This window comes from Neobacillus sp. NRS-1170, assembly GCF_050468025.1.
On the sequence record NZ_JBITPF010000078.1, the window covers coordinates 131045 to 151000 of the forward strand.

Sequence of the window (19956 nt, forward strand, 5' to 3'; positions counted from 1 at the left end):
CAGTTTTTTTATGATTCACCTCCCATCATCATCATAGAAAATGACACGCTACTGCATGGTTAGCCGCAGCCTTTTTCTTAACCGGGGTTTCTTGCTCACAAATTTTAGTAGCATATGGGCATCTAGTATGAAAGACACACCCCGACGGAAGATTTAATGGTGAAGGAACCTCACCTTTAAGTTTGATTCTTTCTCTTTTAACTAGTGGATTCGGAATGGGTACGGCAGATAATAAGGCCTGAGTATAAGGATGAAGCGGATTATTGAACAGCTCATCGGTTGGCGCCTCTTCTACCATTTGTCCCAAATACATAACACCAATACGATCGGATATATGGCGGACAACACTTAAATCGTGGGAAACAAAAAGATACGATAGTTGAAACTCTTCTTGAATCTCCTCTAAAAGATTCAAAACTTGAGATTGAATCGAAACATCAAGAGCTGATACAGGCTCATCACAGATGATGACATTTGGATTCACCATTAATGCTCTAGCCAAACCAATTCTTTGTCTTTGTCCACCCGAGAATTCATGAGGGTAGCGATAATATTGCTCTGGTTGAAAGCCCACTCTACTCAACATATCCATCACCCGATCAGTACGTTCTTGTTTTGTGCCGATGTTATGTATTTTTAGAGTTTCTTCTAAAATATGACCAATTCGTTTTCTCGGATTTAAAGACGAGTACGGATCCTGAAATACCATTTGCAGTTCCCTTCTCACTTTTAAGAGCTCTCGTCCCTTTAGCTTGTAAAGATCTTGGCCTTTATAAATGGCTTCCCCCGCTGTCGGCTCTGTCAATCGTAAGATTGTTCTACCAGTTGTGCTCTTTCCGCATCCTGATTCACCAACTAAACCAAAGGTTTCTCCTGGATACAAGTCAAAGGATACGTCGTTTACAGCTTTTACTTGACCCTTTGCTCTTCCCAGTGAATTCGTGATAGGGAAAAACTTTTTAAGATTCCTAACCTCTAAGAGAGGTTCTTCAATTACTTGTACTGACATATTGATCCTCTCCAACTTCCAGTATTTTCTCATAGTGCCAACACCTGATTTTACGGCTGCTTTCCGTCTGAATTAGCTCAGGCATCTGCTCCCTGCATTGAGTACTTGCAAATTCGCAGCGTGGGGCGAAGCGGCAACCCTTTGGAATTTGGTGAAGAGTAGGGACCTTTCCTTCAATGATCGGAAGTTTATTCGAACGGTCACCTGTTAGTTTAGGGATTGATTTTAAAAGCCCCTTCGTGTAAGGATGATAAGGGGAAGTAAATAAAGACTCTACATCTGCTTCTTCAATTACCTGGCCTAAATACATGATTACCACTCTAGTACAGACCTCAGCAACCACCCCTAAATCATGTGTAATCATAATCGTTCCCATGTTGAAATTTTCTTTTAACTCATTGATTAGATCGAGAATTTGGGATTGAGTGGTTACATCCAGAGCAGTAGTTGGTTCGTCAGCAATGAGCAGTCTTGGCTGACAGGAAAGAGCCATGGCAATCATCACCCGTTGTCTCATTCCACCAGAAAGTTCATGCGGATACTCATGAATCCTTTTCTCAGGGGAAGGAATTCCCGTTAAACGTAGCATTTCGATTGCTCTTACATAGGCCTCTTTTTTACTTACATTTTGATGAAGCAAGATGGCTTCTACGATTTGATTTCCCACAGTGTATACTGGATTTAGAGAACTCATCGGATCCTGAAATATCATCGAGATATCATTTCCTCTAATATCTTGCATTTCCGCGATGGAATAATCTAAAAGGTTCGTCCCTTGATAACGGATCTCTCCTTCATATTTTGTTGATTTTTCGTCAAGCAGCCTCAGGATTGATTCCGCCGTTACACTTTTTCCGCAACCAGATTCACCTACCATACCCACTGTTTCTCCCGCATGAACAGTAAAGGAAACCCCGTCCACTGCCGTAACCGTTCCACGTTCTGTACGGAATTGTGTTTTTAAGTTTTTCACTTCAAGAAGCTTTGTTTCCAATAGAGTCACCTCCGCTGTCAACTTATTTTTTGGCTTTATTATTATGAGGATCTAACAGATCACGAATTCCATCGCCAAAGAGGTTAAGGCCTAGAACGGTAAGCATGATCGCGATACCTGGAAATAGGGTCATCCACCACGCACTAAAGATAACAATTTTCCCATCATAAAGCAGGTTTCCCCAGCTGGGTGCAGGTGCCGGGATTCCAGCACCCAAAAAGCTTAATGCCGCTTCTGTTATGATAGAATCGGCAAAGATAAAGGTAGCTTGAACAACCAAAGGAGAAATTACATTGGGTGCGATATTAAGCCAAATAATTCTTGAGGAGCTTGCTCCTTGAGACAGTAGGGCTTCAATGTACGTTTGTTCTTTAATAACGAGGGCCGAAGAACGGACTGTCCGTGCTACATAAGGAGAAAATACAATCGATAAAGAGATGATGACGTTTTCGATCCTTGGTCCTAATGCTGCCATAATAGCAATGGCCAATAGAATAGCTGGAAAAGCCATGAGCCCATCACAAAACCTCATTAGTATATTATCAAGTGATCGATAATAAGCAGCATAAAGACCAATTATCATTCCCGCCGCAGATGTAATAAAAGCAACGCAAAAACCTACTCCAATCGATACTTTTGCCCCATGAACAACACGGCTAAATAAATCCCGTCCATAATTATCTGTGCCAAAGAGATGATTCAAACTAGGGGCAAGAAGACGCTGTTTTGCTTCTAATATATAAGGACTTTGGGAAGTAAGGAACGGACCTATAATCGTAAACAATAAAATGATGAGAATAATTATGCTTCCTGTGACGGCTAATTTATTGACAAAAAAACGTCTTAGCATCAATTCTCTTCGCTCTTTCTTAATATTATTTTTTACGGATGACAGCTCTACTTCCTTTAATATTGTTTGCATTAGAAAATTCCCTCCTTTCTACTTTCGATTTAGACGAACTCTAGGATCAACCACACCATATAATAGGTCGATGACTAGATTAATTAATACATAACTAATAGCTACAAGCATAATCGTCCCTTGAATAACAGCGAAGTCCCGGCGTTCTACAGAATTGACGATTAGTTGACCAATACCGGGAATATTAAAAACGGTTTCAACAACAGCTGCCCCTGCTATCAACGTTCCGAACGTTTGGCCTATGACGGTTAAAATAGGGAGAAACGCATTTCGAAGAGCATGCTTGAAGACGATCATTTTTTCCTTAACACCCTTTGAGCGAGCCGTTTTAATATAATTCGCACTTAATATATCCAGCATGGATGATCTTGTCATTCTAGCAATAAGCGCCGCTTGCATAGCACCAAGGGCAATAGCAGGTAAAATAAGATATCGAAGGTGTAAGAATAGACCCTCGCTAAAAGGTTTATATCCTGCTACTGGCAGCCATTTTAATTGAACAGCAAACAATAATATTAAAAATAATCCAAGCAAGAAACTAGGAACGGAAATCCCCAATAATGCAATTCCCATAAATGATTGGTCAACAGCAGAACCTCTCTTTTTTGCTGCTATAACTCCTAGTGGAATTGCAAACAGGATGGCAAGCAATTGGGCTAAAATGGCTAACGAAATCGTTGGTCCTAAGTGGGAGAAAAAAGCCTGAAGAACAGGTTCTTCCATAAAGAAGGACCATCCAAAGTCCCCCTTTAAAATCCCAGCTATCCAACTAGTGAATTGTTGGTATAGAGGAAGGTTGAGGCCGAGCTCCTCCCTCAGCTCGGCAACCTGGTCAGGACTTGCATCCGGGCCCAGCATCACTGCCGCTGGGTCACCGGGAGTAATATGGATGATTAAAAAAACAACTACGGCTACTACAGAAAGAACGGGAATTAGGGAAAATAGCCGTTTTAAGATATATCCTTTCAAAGGTAACTCCACTCCCTCTTGAATCTAATTACTGTTTCTGAACATTCCATAGGGTAATACCTTGTAAAAAGCCCATTCCCTTTATATTCGAACGAGTGGTGGTAATCGTCGTTTTATTACCAAACTTGATGATTGGAACGTAATCATAAAATTCCTTTTGAAGCTCATCAAAATATTCTTTTGCTTCCTTTTGAGAAGAGGACGTATTGATTTGATCTAATAATTGGTCCATTTTAGGATCGTTGGTCCATCCAGGCCATTGATTACGAGAATCTAAGAATACGTACTTTGCTGGGATTGGCTCTGTTGGGAAACCTGTAACGAAAATATCATAAGCTTTTGCGTCGGTCCGCTTTTGAAGAAGAGTGGCCCAATCAAAAACATCGAGCTTAACCTTCATGCCGATTTTTTCCAGCTGTTGTTGAACCACAACCGCTGCATTGTAATGGTCTTCGTAATCTCGAGATGCTAGAATTACAATTTCTTCACCGTTATAGCCCGCTTCTTTTAATAGGCTCTTTGCTTTTTCCTTATCGTGTTGGTTGTATTGCTTCTTACCAGCCTCGCTATACCAATCAACCTGATCCTTAATCATGAGCCCGTGCTCTAATTCATAAAATTTATTATTTGTGAAAGAAGCAGTTAAAATTTCCTCTTCATCTAACGCCGCATTAACTGCTTGACGTGCCTTAACATCTTTAAAGAATCCTGCTTTTTTATTAAATACCACACCATTAAATCCATTATGGTCAACTTGGTTCACTACATCCTCATTTGACTCTAACTGTTCTGCATTATCAAAAGGGATGGCATTGGCAATGTCATATTCACCTGTTTGGATTCCTGCTAAACGAGTGGATGCATCTGTTACAAACTCGAAGAAAATATCATCTACGTACGCAACTTTTTTCCCTGCTAAACCACTACTCTTTGAATCTAGTGATTTGTAATCAGCAAACTTTTTCAAATGCACATTTTGGTCTACTTTCCATTCAACAAATTGAAATGGTCCAGTACCAACAAACTCCGTGATCCCTTTTTCCGTTGCACTATCATTAATTTCCTTTGTTGTGATGATCGCTGCTTGTCCGGTATCGGCCAACATAGCTAATGCTGTAGAAAGCGGTTTCTGCATTTCGAACACCACTGTATAGTCCCCGCTGGCTGTGATGGTAGCATCAGAAAAATAAGATTTACCTAAAGAAGTAACCTTTTTCCATCTTTCCATAGAAGAAACTACGTCTTCTGCGGTCATCTCTTCCCCATTGTGGAACTTAATTCCTTTTCGTAATTCAAAGGTAATTTTTTTGGAATCATCACTTACCTTATAGGACTCTGCGAGCATTGGCTCTACTTCAAACTTTTGATTAACAGTCACAAGAGTTTCAAATACATGTCTCATAATATCTCTTGTGGCAACAGCTGTTGTCATCAAAGGATCCAATGTCGGGGGCTGTGCATTATATGCTACTTTAAGCTCGCCTCCTACCACCACTTTGTCTTTTCCTGATTTTTTCTCTGCGCCCGATTTCTCCGACGAACAACCGATTAACGAAAAAGCTAATATGAACGTCAACAATAAGAAGATTGCCTTTTTCATTTTTATGACCCCCTATTTTAGATATTGATTTTCTCTATCAAACAACACAACCAATTATTTTCTCATCCCCTCCTGATCAAAAATGAAGTTTAAACTTCATTTGTTATATTATGAAGTCTAGGCTTTTTAAGAATTTATCACATTTTCAGTCTTTTCGCAATACTCAATATTTTATTTAACAACGTTACAAACACTGTTATAAAGGGTTTTTTATTTTTTTATAGGAATAATAATTATATTGTCATCACAATATTTAGAGTGGTAATGTAAAGTAAACGCTTCAACTTTAAAATAATGAAGTCTAGACTTCTATTATAAAAACATTAAAATAATAAATGATTAGGAGTAACGATATGTCAAACTTTAAACAAAGAATTTTAGATAAATATTCTCTTTTATCAGTTAAGAATAAGAAGGTAGGAAAGTTTATAATAGATAATCCACAAGAGATCGCCATGAAATCTGCAAGTCAATTGGGACAAGAAGTAGGAGTAAGTGAAACGACAGTTATACGCTTTTGTTACGCATTGGGTTACAGTGGATTCAGTGAACTGCAAAATGAGGTAAGAAACTATTTGATTTTTCAAAAAAGCAGTCCTCAGGAGTATCAAACTGGCAAAGAGGATATTGCTAATCAGCCAAACTTTTTTGTTCAAAGTATGCAGCGCGACCAAGCAAAAATCCAAGAAATGATAGAGCAAATAAATAACGACGACCTCTTTCAAACTGCAAAGAGACTTTATGAATCAAATAATATTTTAATCACTGGAATAAGAACGTCATTCGCATTAGCACACTGGTTAACGTTTACTCTTAATATCATTAAGGGAAATGCCACTCTAATTCAACCAGGAATGGATGATATCAGTCATTTATTATCCAAATTAGACCAACAAAGTACGCTTATTGCGATTACCTTTCACCGTTATTCCTCCATTACGATTAAGTTAGCCGAATTAGCGAAGAAACAAGGCTCTTTTGTTATTGGTATAACCGACTCTCCCCTTTCACCACTTGCCGAATTTTCGGATATACTTTTGCCAATCAATTTGTCTTCTTGGTTATCAACAATTGAATCAACACCAGCGGTTTTCTCACTTTTAAATGCAATTGTTGGGGGCGTATCTATGATAAATAAAGAGGAATTTGAAAAACGAAAGGAAATATACAATGCATTTATTCCAGAAAACTTTTTTATGTAATGTGGGGAAATGATTCGGAATAACTAAATGTTCTATTTCCAAGTTTTGATAAGTAATACTCTGCTGACATGTCTATATAGCCTGAAGAGACTCTCTCTCCAGGCTATTATTGGTGAATTTTCTGATATTTTATCCAATGCTTTTCGTCTCCAGCTTCATTAGCCAGATCCAATTTATTTCACCATTCCACTAAAGTAAAGTGCCTGTCACGTCCCGAATAATGTCGAAGAAATTGACAGAATTCGGGTGGTGACAGGCACTTATACTACGAGAAGCTGTTTCAAGATAAATCCTGTTGTCATCATTCCTTTCTTTGATGGAGGCTATGTTAAGAATATTAAATGTTTAAGTCGTTTACTTGCAGAATATAAAAGCACCTATCTAAGTTAAGAGACAGGTGCTTTTGCAAGGGATTATTCAGAATTAAACAGAATTTGAAAAAGAATGTTAAACTATTTGTGTTTAAATGTCACTTACCTAGTTTCTTACTTCTTAGGAGCTGCGTAGCTCTTTGGCAGATCTAGTCCTCGCTGCTCCATGACTGTACGCAGTCGGTCCGGGTAGTCGGTGATGATTCCGTCAACGCCGTCATCCATAAGTTTTTCCATGGTCGGCTCGTCGTCGATTGTCCAAGGTATCACCTTCATACCATTCTTGTGCGCTTCCTGCACCATGTCCTTCGTTACGTATGGCTGATAGTCCGAATCGGTGACTTTGCCATTCTGTGGGAAACCGTGTACCGGTGAGATGGCGTCTGCACCAAAAGAGTGAGCTGCCGCCACAAGGTCGCCTCCGAAGTCGTCGATATCAATGCCACCCAACCAAGGAGATGCACCAGCTTGACCAGGCTGCAGGAACTGCGGGCCGTTGGTCAGTGCGACGAGGGGCAATCGCGGCTCGACCTCGTGCATGCGCATGAGCGATCCCCAGTCGAAGCTTTGAATTGACACTCGGTTAATCATTCCGGCTTCGCGAATCTCTCGGGCAACAATTTGCACGAATTCTTCACGTGGAGCAGTCTGCTCTGGTGCACCGGCCTCTACCTTCGTCTCGATGTTCATCCACACCTTGTTCGCGTGATAACGCTTAACGAGGTCGAAAATCTCGCTTAGCATTGGCATCCTCGCCCCGGGGCTCAAGTTCTGGCCTGGGAATTGAGACAGCTTTAGAGAGCCACAATCCAGTGTACGCACTTGGGCCAGTGTGAGGTCCTTAATATACTTGCCGACGTAGGGATATTCAGTGTCGCCAGGGAATGCTGGGCTTGTATCCAGGCACTTGGCACCCGAGATTTTACGGTCATGTGTGATAACGGCTTGGTGATCCTTAGTGATCTGCACGTCCATCTCAAGTGTGCTTACACCAACTTCGAGGGCGCGTGAAAACGACGCAATTGTAGACTCACTTGTAAGGCCGATTCCACCACGGTGCGCCTCAAGATCAAACCCTTTTGGACCGAAGCTCTTCAAATCTTCTGACCAGGACTTATTCTCAGCAGCCGAGGCTGATTGTGCTGATAATTGGCCGGCACCTGTACACACCATAAGGGCTGCCATCGTTGCTAGAACAAACTTTTTCTTTTTCATATTCTCATCCCCTTATAAAATCTATTACTCTATAAGTATAGTAGGATAATATAAATCCCTGATGATTTATATGAAAAGATTTAGTAAAGAAAAATAAGAAAATTATCACAGTTCTTTTGACTTAAATAGTTATATGAATCTAGCAATCAGGCTTTTAGCAGGAAGCAAAATCCCTTTTTCAAAAAAATTTAGGCCAAACTCATGTATTTTTTTGATTGAATCCTTTTTCCGTCTTTGACGTGTTTAAATTTACGAATATCTGTGTAAAAAAGAAGATCCAGTCTATCAAGATAAGAGACTGGATCTTCTTAATTTTCCTTTCACATCAATCTACATCAAAACGAATAAAGCCTACTCTAGGAGTCTTCCTCATTTCATTTTGGTGTTGTTGTTCTATCAATCCTTCAAAATAACAACTTTATCCAATAAAGGATAGAACTTAATTCATACCCGAATTCGAAATATCAGCCTCAATCCTGCTCATGAATTCTTCTGCTGCACTGTAGCCTTGCTGCTTCAAATACCAGTTATTTGCGGCTGCCTCAATTAGCCCCGCAACATCACGTCCAGGCTGAAGTTGGATTTCAAGGGAAGGAATTTTAACACCCATATAGTCGGTATAGTGAAATTCCTGTTCCAAATCATTATACAAGGCATCTTTCTCCCATTTCTTTAAATGAATATCAAGAGCAATTCGTGTTTCATCTTGAAAAGCCTTGCGGCCGTATAAGCGAACCACATTCAGCAATCCAATACTCCTTAGTGCCAAGAATTCCTTGTTTTTTCCATCATGAGTCCCGAGAATGGTTTGCGGGCTCAGCTTCTTTAGGACAACCATATCATCCGCAATCAGCCGGTGTCCTCGGCGAATTAATGTGTGCGCGGTCTCGCTCTTCCCTACACCCGAATTGCCGCGAATTAGAATTCCTATGCCGGATACATTCATACAAACTCCATGCTCCGATATTTCCGGTGCTAATTCCTTTATCAAATAGGCATCCAATTTAATGATAAACTCTGATGTGGTCTCAGGCTTATTGGTTAGTAACAGAGGAATCCCCTGTTCGTTACAATGATGCTTTAAATAGGTAAGCCCTTCTTCACCAGCCGTAACGATAAAACATGGCGGTTGATATTGGACGATATTTCCGATTCGAAATTTCCGTTCTTCATGGCTTAATTTGTGTAAATAGGTAATTTCCTTTTTTCCTAGAATTTGAACTCGTTCGGTTGGGAAAAAATCAAAATGCCCGACAAATTCCAGTCCTGGACGGTGCACACGTGATTGCGTGATTATTTTCTGCAGTTGATTTTCACCAGCCACTACCTTCAATGAAAACTTTTGAATCAGGTTTTCAACGGTTATTTTCTTCACCCTTTACCCTCCATCCTTTCAACTTTTTATATTGAATTATACTTAAGAATATTGGAATCGTCATCCACTTGTAAAACAGAGTGACGGTTCTACTGTTTCTGAGGCAGAGGGACCGTTACCTTGCATCAACTTGGTAGATATCGTACAATAACAAATATAAGAAGATTCAGATTTTTTATACTGGAGAGGATGGCTTAAGATGCTTACATTTGGATCAATTATGAAGCAAAATGCGGACAAGTACAGGGATAAATCTGCAGTTATATTTAAGGATAAACAATGGACGTACAGTGAGCTAAATAAACGTGCGAACCAAATTGCAAGCGCTTTCTTATCTCTTGGCTATAAGAAAGGCGATAAAGTTTCTGTTATGATGAAAAACCACTCCGCCTATGTGGAAATTATCCTGGGATTATCCAAGATTGGTGTCATTATTGTTCCAATCAATTTCCGATTAGTAGGTTCTGAGATTGAATATATCGTTTTAAATTCTGAGAGCCGTGGATTCATTACAACAGCTGAATACGCTCGAGAAATTGAAAATCTTCTTCCTAACTTGCCTCAATTAGATACCGTTGTGGTGGTCGATGGCACTACTTCTGCCAGCTTAATAGAATATGAATCCTTTGTAGCAAGAGGATCCACTGATGAACCAAATATACAAGTATATGAAACGGACACCCTTTATCTCGGGTACACATCCGGTACGACTGGTAAACCGAAGGGCGTAGTAATTTCTAATCGTTCCCGAGTGCTTACAGGCATGACAGCTGCATATGAATACAAAATTGATGAATCCGATGTCCATATCGTGGCTGGCCCGATTTATCACGCTGCACCTTGGATTTTCTTGATGACCCAGCTGATTATCGGTGGTACACTTGTCATCGAGGAGTCCTTCAGCCCCGAGCAATTCCTTGCTGACGTCGAAAAGCACAAAGCCACAAATACGTTTATGGCACCTACTATGTTTAACTTCCTAGTTAATCTTAACAACAAAACGAAATCCAAGTATGATTCAAGTTCGATGAGGGTTTTAATTTCTGCAGGCTCCCCTCTCCCGACTCAAACGAAATTGGATGTATTCGAATTTTTCAAAGATGTAGATTTACATGAATTCTATGGATCAACAGAGAGCGCTGTTACGCTTAACATTAAACCGAAGGATATCCGCAGAAAAGATCGGTGTGTTGGCCAGCCTTTCCCGCTGGTTGAATGCTTAATATTAGATGAAAACAAGAAACCAGTTGCAAATGGTAAGGTTGGCGAGTTATATATTAAAGCTCCTTATCTATTGGATGGATACTATAATAATCCGGAGGCAAATGAAGCCTCTTTCTGGAACGGCTATTTTACAGTTGGAGATATGGCATTAAGGGATGAGGAAGGTTACTATTACATCGTTGACCGTAAAAAGGATATGCTTATAAGCGGTGGTGTGAATATCTATCCGAGGGAAATCGAAGAAGTTCTTTATTCCCATCCCGGCATTCTCGATGTGGCTGTGATCGGTGTTCCAGATCCTGTTTGGGGAGAATCGGTAAAAGCCATCGTGGTTCCGCGAGAAGGCGCTGTCTTATCCGAACAGGATGTTATCGATTTCAGCGAAGGAAAATTGGCAGGGTACAAAAAGCCGAGATCCGTTGACTTTATGAACGAGCTTCCGCGCAATCCATCTGGAAAAATACTAAAAGTAGAATTGCGTACTAAATTTTGGGCACAGCAGCAAATAAAAATATAAATATCATCGGAATATTAAAGACTTTGGGGAGGAGCCCAAAGTCTTTTTTTAATAAATTGATCTAGTTAAAAAATAGTCAGACTCATAGTTTAAAAATGCTTTGCTCCACTGAAACTTTCCCCTTTTACTTCAGGTTTGTTCTATTTCCTGGTCGGGTGTTCACAATAAACGGTTCTCATGGCATTTTTTATATTTGTCCCCAAAAAGCTGGCAGAACCGTCCCTCTGGCTTTTAAAATTAAAAATTTAAGCATTCACAAAAACCGACAATGTTCGATGAAGACATTTTGTAGAATAGTAGTATAATTTACTACTTTTTCGAAATATTGGTAATCGATGACACAATATCAATCGCTTAAGGCCATAAGTTGTTAATAGCTGGAGTATCAGGTATCGGGGGGAACTTAATGGAAAGCACAGTAAATATTCAAGAAACTGAGAGTCAAATCGTAAATTCAGATAAGTGGTATGCAAACTGGAGGTTTATTACAGCAAGTATCATCTTTATTATCGTGCTCTTCATTGCAGCAGGCAGCTACTATCAGGCAAATCACTTCAATTCAGAAATCAAGATCAATGACATCAATGTCGGTGGACTGACGGCAGATCAGGCACTAAAAAAATTAAAAACAACCTTATTAAAAAATGTAGTATATGTCGGAGATCAACAGATTTTAGATGGAAATGATACCAAGATGGGATTTACGGAAAAGGATCTTCCCGAGGTCAAAAAATTATTAAAGAGCCATTGGACGTTTTTTCCTTCTTCAAAAGCTAAAAATTATTCATTAATGCCCCGCAGCCAGGATCAGTATCGAAACCAGACGTTAAAAAAGCAGGTGGAAGAAAAGCTGTTAGCCATGAATCAGAGTTTAAAAGCGCCACAAGATGCGGTGGTTCGTTTGGAACAAGGCAAAATTGTTGTCGCCGACAGCATTAGCGGCGAGCAGTATGAGGTCGCCAGTCTTTTGAAGGAATACGAAAAGTCCGAGTATATTAGTGAAATCCGTCTCAATCCATTGTACATACAACCAATTAAAAAAGACAGCGAGTTTATAAAAAATCAACAGAAAAAGCTGGAAGAATTCCTTGCTCAGACCGTCGATTATCAAGTGCAGGATAAAGTTTTTACGTTAAAGGCGGGCGAATTAATTAAAAATGCATCTATTTCAAAAGATTTGCAGATTAAGATTATTGATGCGGGTGTTATAAAGAATAAGATTGCTGAAATTAACAATTCGCAATCCACATTAAATAAAGATTTCAAATTCAAGACCCATTCGGGTTCGGTGATATCGGTTAAAGGTAAAGGCTATGGCTGGGCCATAGATGTTGAAAAAGAAGTACCGCGTATTAAGGAAGCTTTGGAAAATGGAGAGAAATCGGTTTCCGCCTCTAATATTAACGGAAATGGCTGGAAGGGTGAAGGCTACGGATATGAAGCGACTACGAACAATGGTATTGGCGATACGTATGCTGAAGTCTCCATTGCAGAACAGCGAATTTGGATTTACAAAAATGGAAAATTAGTCGTCACAACGAATGTCGTTACTGGTACACATAGTACCCATCATGATACATCACCAGGAGTGTGGTATATTCTCTATAAGCAGACACCTGCCGTGCTAACCGGCAGAGAAAACGGAAAAATCACTTATCAGGTAGATGTTGATTATTGGGCTCCTTTTACAAATGATGGCCAAGGGTTCCACGATGCCAGCTGGCGAGGCAATTGGGGTAGTAAAGCCTATCTTACGGCAGGATCGCATGGCTGTGTCAACACTCCGCCGAGCATTATGAAAACCGTGTATGATAATCTCAGCACCTATGAGCCGGTTGTTGTTTATTGAGATAAGGGGAACCTTCCCAAAGAGCTACGATCTAAATTTAAAAAACAGTGCCTGTCACGTCCCTCATAATGTCGAAGAATTCGACAAAATGTGGGTGGTGACAGGCACTTTTTGCTATGGGGTCCCTCATATATTACATTGAATGGTATTCAACATGGACAAAACAGGCTCCTTCCTCTTTGAAGATATATATGATGAACTTTGAATCCCACTAGAAATTCAAGAGGCTAGTTTTTAGTATCATTATCTTTGCACCGGAACCTTCCTTTATTCAAATGTTCCCTTCATTATTGGAACTTTGTTTTTTACCATAAGCTTACCTTTTGCAATGACACTGTGAATGTCCAACGTTTCTTTTTCCAACAATACTATATCAGCATCCTTCCCGGTTTGGATGCTGCCTTTACTTGAAAGCTTTAGTACATGTGCAGGATTCGTGGTGATGACCTCCAATGCCGTTTCCAACGGGATGCCTTCCTCTAAAACAGCATCACGTACTTCGTGATATAACGACGATACTTTCCCGACTTGAAGGCCTACATACTCCCCATCGCTGTCAAAGCAGGGAAGGCTTGCCTGCCCATCTGAAGAGAAGGTGATGTGTCCGACTGGAATTCCTTCTTCAAGCATCCTGCGTAATGCCTTGCTGCACTTCACTTCGCCCTCCTCCAAAAACTGAGGAATGGTACTTGTAGTAAAGTCAACGTATCCACCTCGCTTCGCGTAATCAATTCCAGCCTTGAATAATTCTTCATTTCGGTTGATATGTGTAGGATGGAGATGCCGAATCGGAATATTGGTTTTATCTGCAATTTCATGCAGCAATGAAAGCTTTCCCTCCCCGTCCCCTACATGAATTTCTATTATGCCGGCTTTTCCTGAAAGGATCCCGCCATTTCGTGCCGCAGCAGCGACTTTAGCCAGTTCCTCAAATGTGGGTTCTGATGATCGGTGGTCAGAAATGGCAATCTCTCCAACACCGATAATTTTGTCGATTAAAATAATATCGTCTTCGATAGTTTCCGTTAGTGTTTTTACTGGCACTTGATAGGAGCCTGTATGAATGAAGCAGGAAACACCCTCTTCTTCAAGCGCCCGTGCCTTGGCAAGTAGACTCTCCATTTTTCGCGTTGTCCCGTCCGTACCAAGTAAGCCAACTAGTGTTGTAATACCTGCAGTTGTAATATCGGTAAGCATAAGCTCGGGAGTGCGGGTTTTGAATCCCCCCTCGCCGCCTCCACCAATAATGTGAACATGTGAATCTATAAATCCCGGAACAACTAAAAGATTTGCTGCATTAATAATTTGAATAGGAGCAAAGTTGTCAGGAATCGCAATTCTGTCATCAATAAATGCGATTTTATCGTCTGCAATCAATAGGTCTTTCCGTCCTAGATAATTGGGTGCATTTACTTCTCCATTTTTGATTAAGGTAAGCATTTCTTTTCTCCTCCTGTTATGTATTCTTGTCCTCTATCAGAATGGACCATATCCGATAAAGTGAGCTATGATGACAGCTATTAATCCGATTAGATATTGAATAAGTACGAGCGGCAGAATCCACCTCGCCCCTTTGTCCAAGAGATACCGGCAATTGTCAAACTTGCCATTAAGGTGGTGGCAGTCGGAAAAATCATATTTCCGATTCCGTCTGCAAAAGAGAAAGACAACACTGCCGTTTGGCGTGTAATATGCAATAGTTCCGCGAGCGGCGCCATAATCGGCATTGTCAGCATTGCATGACCGCTGCCGGACGCTAGAACAAAATGAATAAGCGTCTGGAAGGTATACATACCGGCAACACTTAAATAGCCAGGAAAATGCTTGATGGACTCAGATACTTGATGCAGGAGAGGGTCGATGATATGTCCTTCATTTAATACAACAAGAATCGCACGTGAAACGCCGATGATCAATGCTCCACCGATTAAGGAAGCAGAGCCTTTGGTAAAGGAGTTAACAATATGATCTGCAGACATGTTTCCGATGATTCCAACTACGATTGTCAATACAATGAATAAGGCTGCAATTTCTGTAATGTACCATTGGAATTTGATCACACCTAAAGCCAAAACGATATAGTTAATTAAAAAAGCACCTAAAATACACTTATGCCTCGCTGTTAACTTCGCATTGGATTGCAGCAAATGGTGTGCTTCTTCTTTTGTATATTTTCCGTAGACGCCTAAAGAAGGGTTTTTCTTTACCTTCATTGCGTAACGATAGATAAAAAGAGCAGAAACAAGGTAAACAATAACAAATAAAATGAGGCGGTAACCCATCCCTGAGAACATCGGCAATTCTGCGATGCCTTGGGCGATTCCTACTGTGAAGGGATTCATGATGGCAGTCGTAAACCCTGACAATGCCCCTACTATGACAATGGCCGTTCCTGTAATTGCATCAAATCCCAAAGCTAACGCTAGCGGAATGACAAGAGGAACATAAGCCAGTGTTTCTTCCGCCATCCCCATTAAGGAACCACTTGCAGCGAAAACCAGCATCACGACAGGGATTAATAACTTTTCACGCGTCGACAACTTTCGAGCCATTGTGGCGATCAGCACGTCAATCGTACCTGTTGCTCTTAAAACACCGAAGAATCCTCCGATAATTAACAAGAAAAAGATAATATTGCCCGCTTCTACCATTCCTGTAGGAACAGCTTTTATCATATCGAATAAACCTACTGGTGCCGATTTTAACCACTTAAAAGAGTGAGGGTCTACCGTTGTCCGTCCATTCGCTTCAATCCGTACATATTCCCCCGCAGGCAAAACATAGGTTAATAGAGTTGCAATAGCAAGAATGCTGAATAGCAATACAAAAATATTGATTTTTCTCGCTCTTTTCCCCGCTGTTCCCATCGAAACAGCCTTTTCTTGTGGTTGGCCCATACACAAATCTCCTTTGTAATTAAAATAAAAGAATCCTACAAAAACGCTTACAATTCGTTTCCTCTGATCGCCTATCTTTTTTTACCTTTCATCCTATTTTTCCCCCTCCTTTTCAAACCCTCTGGCACTTCGTCCATTTATAGATGCAAAATCTGTGCCAAAATGGGGAGATTGATTCTCAGGGGAATTTTTATCCTTAGAATCATCCTTTAGGGTTTTATCGGTCTTTTTTGGTGATATAATAGAACCAATTTAAAGACAGGAAGGAATCTTATGATGAAATCCACCCTTACACTTATAGCGGGAAGCTTAAAAACAAAGCAAGCCTTGCATGAACAGCTGGAACAACTGCTTGGGGACTATGTTCAAATTAAAAGTCATGCTACAGCTGAAGGTATACCGCTTTCTCTGGAAGATACCATCATCTTGTGTTCATCAGATGCTGCTTATAATGAAACAAACGGTATGTATAGCGTGAATGCCGAGAACATAATTGTGGGCAAGAGAACCGTTCATCATGAATACATTGACAAACTTTTAAAAATACCTGAAGGCTCAACTGTTCTGCTCGTAAATGATGATCATGATGCAACGATCAGTCTTATTGAATCCTTATATCAGCTTGGTGTTGACCATATTCAATTTATCCCTTTTCAAAAGGGCATATTGTTTTATAAGGATGTTCAAATTGCCGTTTCACCAGGAGAAACGCATCTGTGCCCCTCTTATATAAAAGAAGTAATTGACATAGGTGTGCGCCTTTTTGATATGACAACTATTTTGGAAGTTGTGGAATGCTGCGGTTTGGACAAAGATATAACTTCGAAGATTTCAGAAAGGTATATTAGCAATATCATTGATTTACAACGTAAGCTGTTAGTTGCAGAGCGGGATGCCAATCAGATGAGCGAGCACATCCAAAATGTGTTGGGAACTGTTGATGATGGACTATTGGTCGTTAACCAGGAGGGACAGATCACGGTATTCAATCATAGTCTAGCAGCATTGTTTCATGTTGTTGTGCAAGATGTGGTTAATAAGAATATAGAACAGGTAATGAATCGCAGAGATATTATCGATTTCATCATGAACGGCAAGGATGATAGCAAGTTCTTTGACATAGGTGGCGTAGGTGTCGTAATTTTTCGAGTGCAAATGATGAAAGAAAATACAATTATTGCAACTTTCAAGAGTGTGCATCAAGCTTTTGAAATTGAAAAGACAGCGCAAAGAGAAATGCGTAATAAAGGATTTCATACAAAATACGGATTTGATGATATTATCGGCGAGCATGATGTAATGAAGGATCGGAAGAGGATCGCCAAGAAACTTGCCTTGTCGGAGCATCCGATTTTAATTCAGGGAGAGACAGGAACAGGAAAAGAACTGTTTGCGCATGCGATTCATGAGCATTCATTGCGAAAAGACGGGCCGTTTCTGGCTGTAAACTGCAGCGCATTATCAGAAAGCCTGCTGGAGAGCGAATTGTTCGGCTATGAAGAAGGGACATTTACAGGGGCACAAAGAGGAGGAAAGAAAGGTCTGTTTGAATTGGCGGATAACGGAACGATCTTTTTGGATGAAATCGGCGACATCAGTCTCACTGTTCAATCCCATCTGCTACGCGTTCTGCAGGAGGGAGAAATCCGTAGAATCGGCGGCGGAAGAATCATACCTATCAATGTTCGAGTAATTACCGCAACAAATAAAGATCTTCAAGGAAAGATACGGGACAGTTCATTCAGATCAGACTTATTTTATCGGCTGAATGTACTTAATCTCTATATTCCTCCACTCATGGAGAGAAGAGCGGATATTCCACTTTTGATTAAGCATTTCATTACAAAGAGCGGGAAGTGGGTAAAAGTTGAGCAAAATGTCTTGGAGTTTTTCATGAAATATGAATGGCCTGGAAATATACGGGAACTGAAAAGCACAATTGATTACATGCTGACGGTTAGTGAGGGAAATGTCTTAACGAAAAGAGACCTGCCCTCCATGTTGGGACAAGCGAAAGACAGCGTTATGTCCGAATATTCTACATGTGAAAGTATGCTGGAAATGAAGGAGCGCACTTTCATCTTAGAAGTAATCAAGCAATGCAACGAAAAGGGAAAAGTGGCAAGCAGAGAGTTGATTTCAAGTCAAAGCAAAGAAACAGACTTTGTCTTGTCCCCTCAGCAGATTCGCCTCCGCTTGGATATTTTAGAAAGTGAAGGATTTGTCATCAAAGGCAGAGGACGGGGCGGCACGAAGATAACCGTTGCCGGAATAGAGTATTTATATTTTCTTAAGTCAAAGCGTGCAGTGTATTCCTAAAGCAATCATTCCTGCATTTTGCTTTTGAATGAAAATGATATAATTAGCCACTACTAATAGGGGTAGTTCGCACATTTGAACGTTTTTGTACGTTAAAAAAATACTAAAAGTAGAACTGCGTACTAAATTTTGGTCACAGCAGCAAATAAAAATATAAATATCTTCATAATCTTAAAGACTTTGGGAGCGAGCCCAAAGTCTTTATTTTGTAAAATTGCCCCATTAAAAAAGGTGATTAGCTTATCTCGCAGCTTGAATCTCATTAACTTCGGGACCTTATTTAAGTGGTAGTTAATTTAGCATAGATGACAAAAAACAGAGTTAATTCCCCTATTACCACAATATATGGTACTACTACAATTAAATTAAGAATAAAAAAGACGGCTAAAATCCCTAAAAATAACCCTAAATGATAAATTTTCAATCTGTGGTGCACATGTCTATATTGGTGGAAAACAAAAGTAGTTGACAGGAAATAGAGCAATACAGAAGAAAAAACGAAATACAGGATATATGAATAATGGATTTCATTTAAAAACATTAGCCTGATGGATGCTGCAATCATGCTCAAAGACATTAAAATAAACAGGTGACCGTAAATAATGGTTTGGCCGATAGTTTTGAGCGACTTGTCTACTTTCTTCTCCACATTATCGAAATACTGCCACCACATCGATATAATTAGGATAAATGAAATGGCCGAAAAGCCTATTGAATTCCAATTTCCTTGTTTAGGCTGAATGACCGCAAGGGTGCTGACAAGAGCTTCACCAAAGAGAATAATGGTAAATAGACCAAATCGCTCTAATAAGTGTGCTGTATTTGTGGGCACCTTTACTAAATACTTTCGTCCAGAAATTGGAACCATAATATCGATAATGATACCCGCATATAACACAGCATAACGAAGCCAAGAATCAAAAAGGACGGAGAATAATGATATAATGATTCCAATCCAAAAATACCTTCCCAAAAATCGTGCTGCATTTTTTCGAAATCCCTCTTCTTTACGCTGGACAACAAGATATTGGATTGCTGTCACTGCTCTTAAGCCAATATAACCAATTAAAAAAGAAAGATAATATCGATCAAAATCGACTGATAAGCTTGATGTCATAATTAGGACAAAAAACATTTGTAGTATCAGAAATAGTCGTTGATGAAATAAATCCTCCCCAAACCGGTTTACAAACAGGGTTTGCCCTACCCAAGCCCACCAGATAGGAATAAAAATTAGCACAAACTTAAATAAATACTCTGAATGGATATATCCATCTTCAACATGAAGTAAAACATGGGTTGCAGACGCAACCGCCGCCACAAATAACAAATCATAAAAAAGCTCTAACCATGTAACTTTCTTTTCTACCATTCTGTACTCCTTCCTATCCCCTAATAGATTATTATATATAGTAAATTCTCTAGCAGGAATACTTATCAATTCTTTAATTTGGTATTTTTGGTGGGATTAACTGTCCTAAGTAGGAACTGAA

The 19956-nt window shown here is 39.9% G+C and carries 13 protein-coding genes and 1 pseudogene; 4 read left to right on the forward strand and 10 right to left on the reverse strand.

Annotation, left to right across the window (positions count from 1 at the left end):
* Positions 1-31: 31 nt before the first annotated feature.
* From ACIFOT_RS28335 to ACIFOT_RS28355, 5 genes are read right to left on the reverse strand one after another with little or no spacing between them, the layout of a single operon-like run.
* Complete coding sequence (locus tag ACIFOT_RS28335; protein WP_430071090.1) at positions 32-1009, reverse strand: ABC transporter ATP-binding protein; 978 nt, start codon at positions 1007-1009, stop codon at positions 32-34.
* Positions 990-2003, reverse strand: a complete 1014-nt coding sequence (locus ACIFOT_RS28340) for an ABC transporter ATP-binding protein (protein ID WP_430071093.1) — start codon at positions 2001-2003, stop codon at positions 990-992. The genes ACIFOT_RS28335 and ACIFOT_RS28340 overlap by 20 nt, the downstream gene beginning before the upstream one ends.
* 22 nt (positions 2004-2025) lie before the next feature.
* Positions 2026-2925: an ABC transporter permease gene (locus ACIFOT_RS28345; RefSeq protein ID WP_430071096.1), complete on the reverse strand. Its 900-nt coding sequence runs from the start codon at positions 2923-2925 to the stop codon at positions 2026-2028.
* Between the two features lie 18 nt (positions 2926-2943).
* A complete protein-coding gene (locus ACIFOT_RS28350; RefSeq protein ID WP_430071098.1) occupies positions 2944-3894 on the reverse strand; it encodes an ABC transporter permease in 951 nt (316 codons plus the stop codon).
* 28 nt (positions 3895-3922) lie between these two features.
* A complete protein-coding gene (locus tag ACIFOT_RS28355) occupies positions 3923-5494 on the reverse strand; it encodes an ABC transporter substrate-binding protein (RefSeq protein WP_430071101.1) in 1572 nt (523 codons plus the stop codon).
* A 353-nt stretch (positions 5495-5847) separates the two neighbouring features.
* Here ACIFOT_RS28355 and ACIFOT_RS28360 point away from each other — a divergent pair, with 353 nt between their 5' ends.
* Positions 5848-6696: a MurR/RpiR family transcriptional regulator gene (locus ACIFOT_RS28360; protein ID WP_430071104.1), complete on the forward strand. Its 849-nt coding sequence runs from the start codon at positions 5848-5850 to the stop codon at positions 6694-6696.
* Between the two features lie 485 nt (positions 6697-7181).
* On the opposite strand, the gene ACIFOT_RS28365 is transcribed toward ACIFOT_RS28360, so the two are convergent.
* Together ACIFOT_RS28365 and hprK are read right to left on the reverse strand one after the other, a co-directional pair.
* Entirely contained in the window at positions 7182-8282 is a 1101-nt protein-coding gene (locus ACIFOT_RS28365) for a glycerophosphodiester phosphodiesterase (RefSeq protein ID WP_430071106.1), read from the reverse strand.
* A gap of 439 nt (positions 8283-8721) precedes the next feature.
* Complete coding sequence (gene hprK / locus ACIFOT_RS28370) at positions 8722-9657, reverse strand: HPr(Ser) kinase/phosphatase (protein ID WP_430071109.1); 936 nt, start codon at positions 9655-9657, stop codon at positions 8722-8724.
* Positions 9658-9856: 199 nt separating this feature from the next.
* On the opposite strand from hprK, the gene ACIFOT_RS28375 reads away from it, so the two are divergent.
* Positions 9857-11398 carry a class I adenylate-forming enzyme family protein gene (locus tag ACIFOT_RS28375; RefSeq protein WP_430071112.1) on the forward strand — a complete coding sequence of 514 codons (1542 nt, stop codon included), beginning with the start codon at positions 9857-9859 and terminating at the stop codon, positions 11396-11398.
* A gap of 406 nt (positions 11399-11804) precedes the next feature.
* Positions 11805-13247 carry a L,D-transpeptidase family protein gene (locus tag ACIFOT_RS28380; protein WP_430071115.1) on the forward strand — a complete coding sequence of 481 codons (1443 nt, stop codon included), beginning with the start codon at positions 11805-11807 and terminating at the stop codon, positions 13245-13247.
* Positions 13248-13514: 267 nt separating this feature from the next.
* Here ACIFOT_RS28380 and iadA read toward each other — a convergent pair whose 3' ends face one another.
* Together iadA and ACIFOT_RS28390 are read right to left on the reverse strand one after the other, a co-directional pair.
* Positions 13515-14687: a beta-aspartyl-peptidase gene (gene iadA, locus ACIFOT_RS28385; protein WP_430071118.1), complete on the reverse strand. Its 1173-nt coding sequence runs from the start codon at positions 14685-14687 to the stop codon at positions 13515-13517.
* 36 nt (positions 14688-14723) lie between these two features.
* A pseudogene (locus ACIFOT_RS28390) lies at positions 14724-16144 on the reverse strand (YfcC family protein).
* 273 nt (positions 16145-16417) lie between these two features.
* Between ACIFOT_RS28390 and ACIFOT_RS28395 the strand changes: the two are divergent.
* Entirely contained in the window at positions 16418-18463 is a 2046-nt protein-coding gene (locus ACIFOT_RS28395) for a sigma-54 interaction domain-containing protein (protein ID WP_430071121.1), read from the forward strand.
* 280 nt (positions 18464-18743) lie between these two features.
* Here the strand turns inward: ACIFOT_RS28395 and ACIFOT_RS28400 are convergent, their stop codons facing one another.
* Positions 18744-19835, reverse strand: coding sequence for a low temperature requirement protein A (locus tag ACIFOT_RS28400; protein WP_430071123.1), 1092 nt, complete (start codon positions 19833-19835; stop codon positions 18744-18746).
* Between the last annotated feature and the right edge of the window lie 121 nt (positions 19836-19956).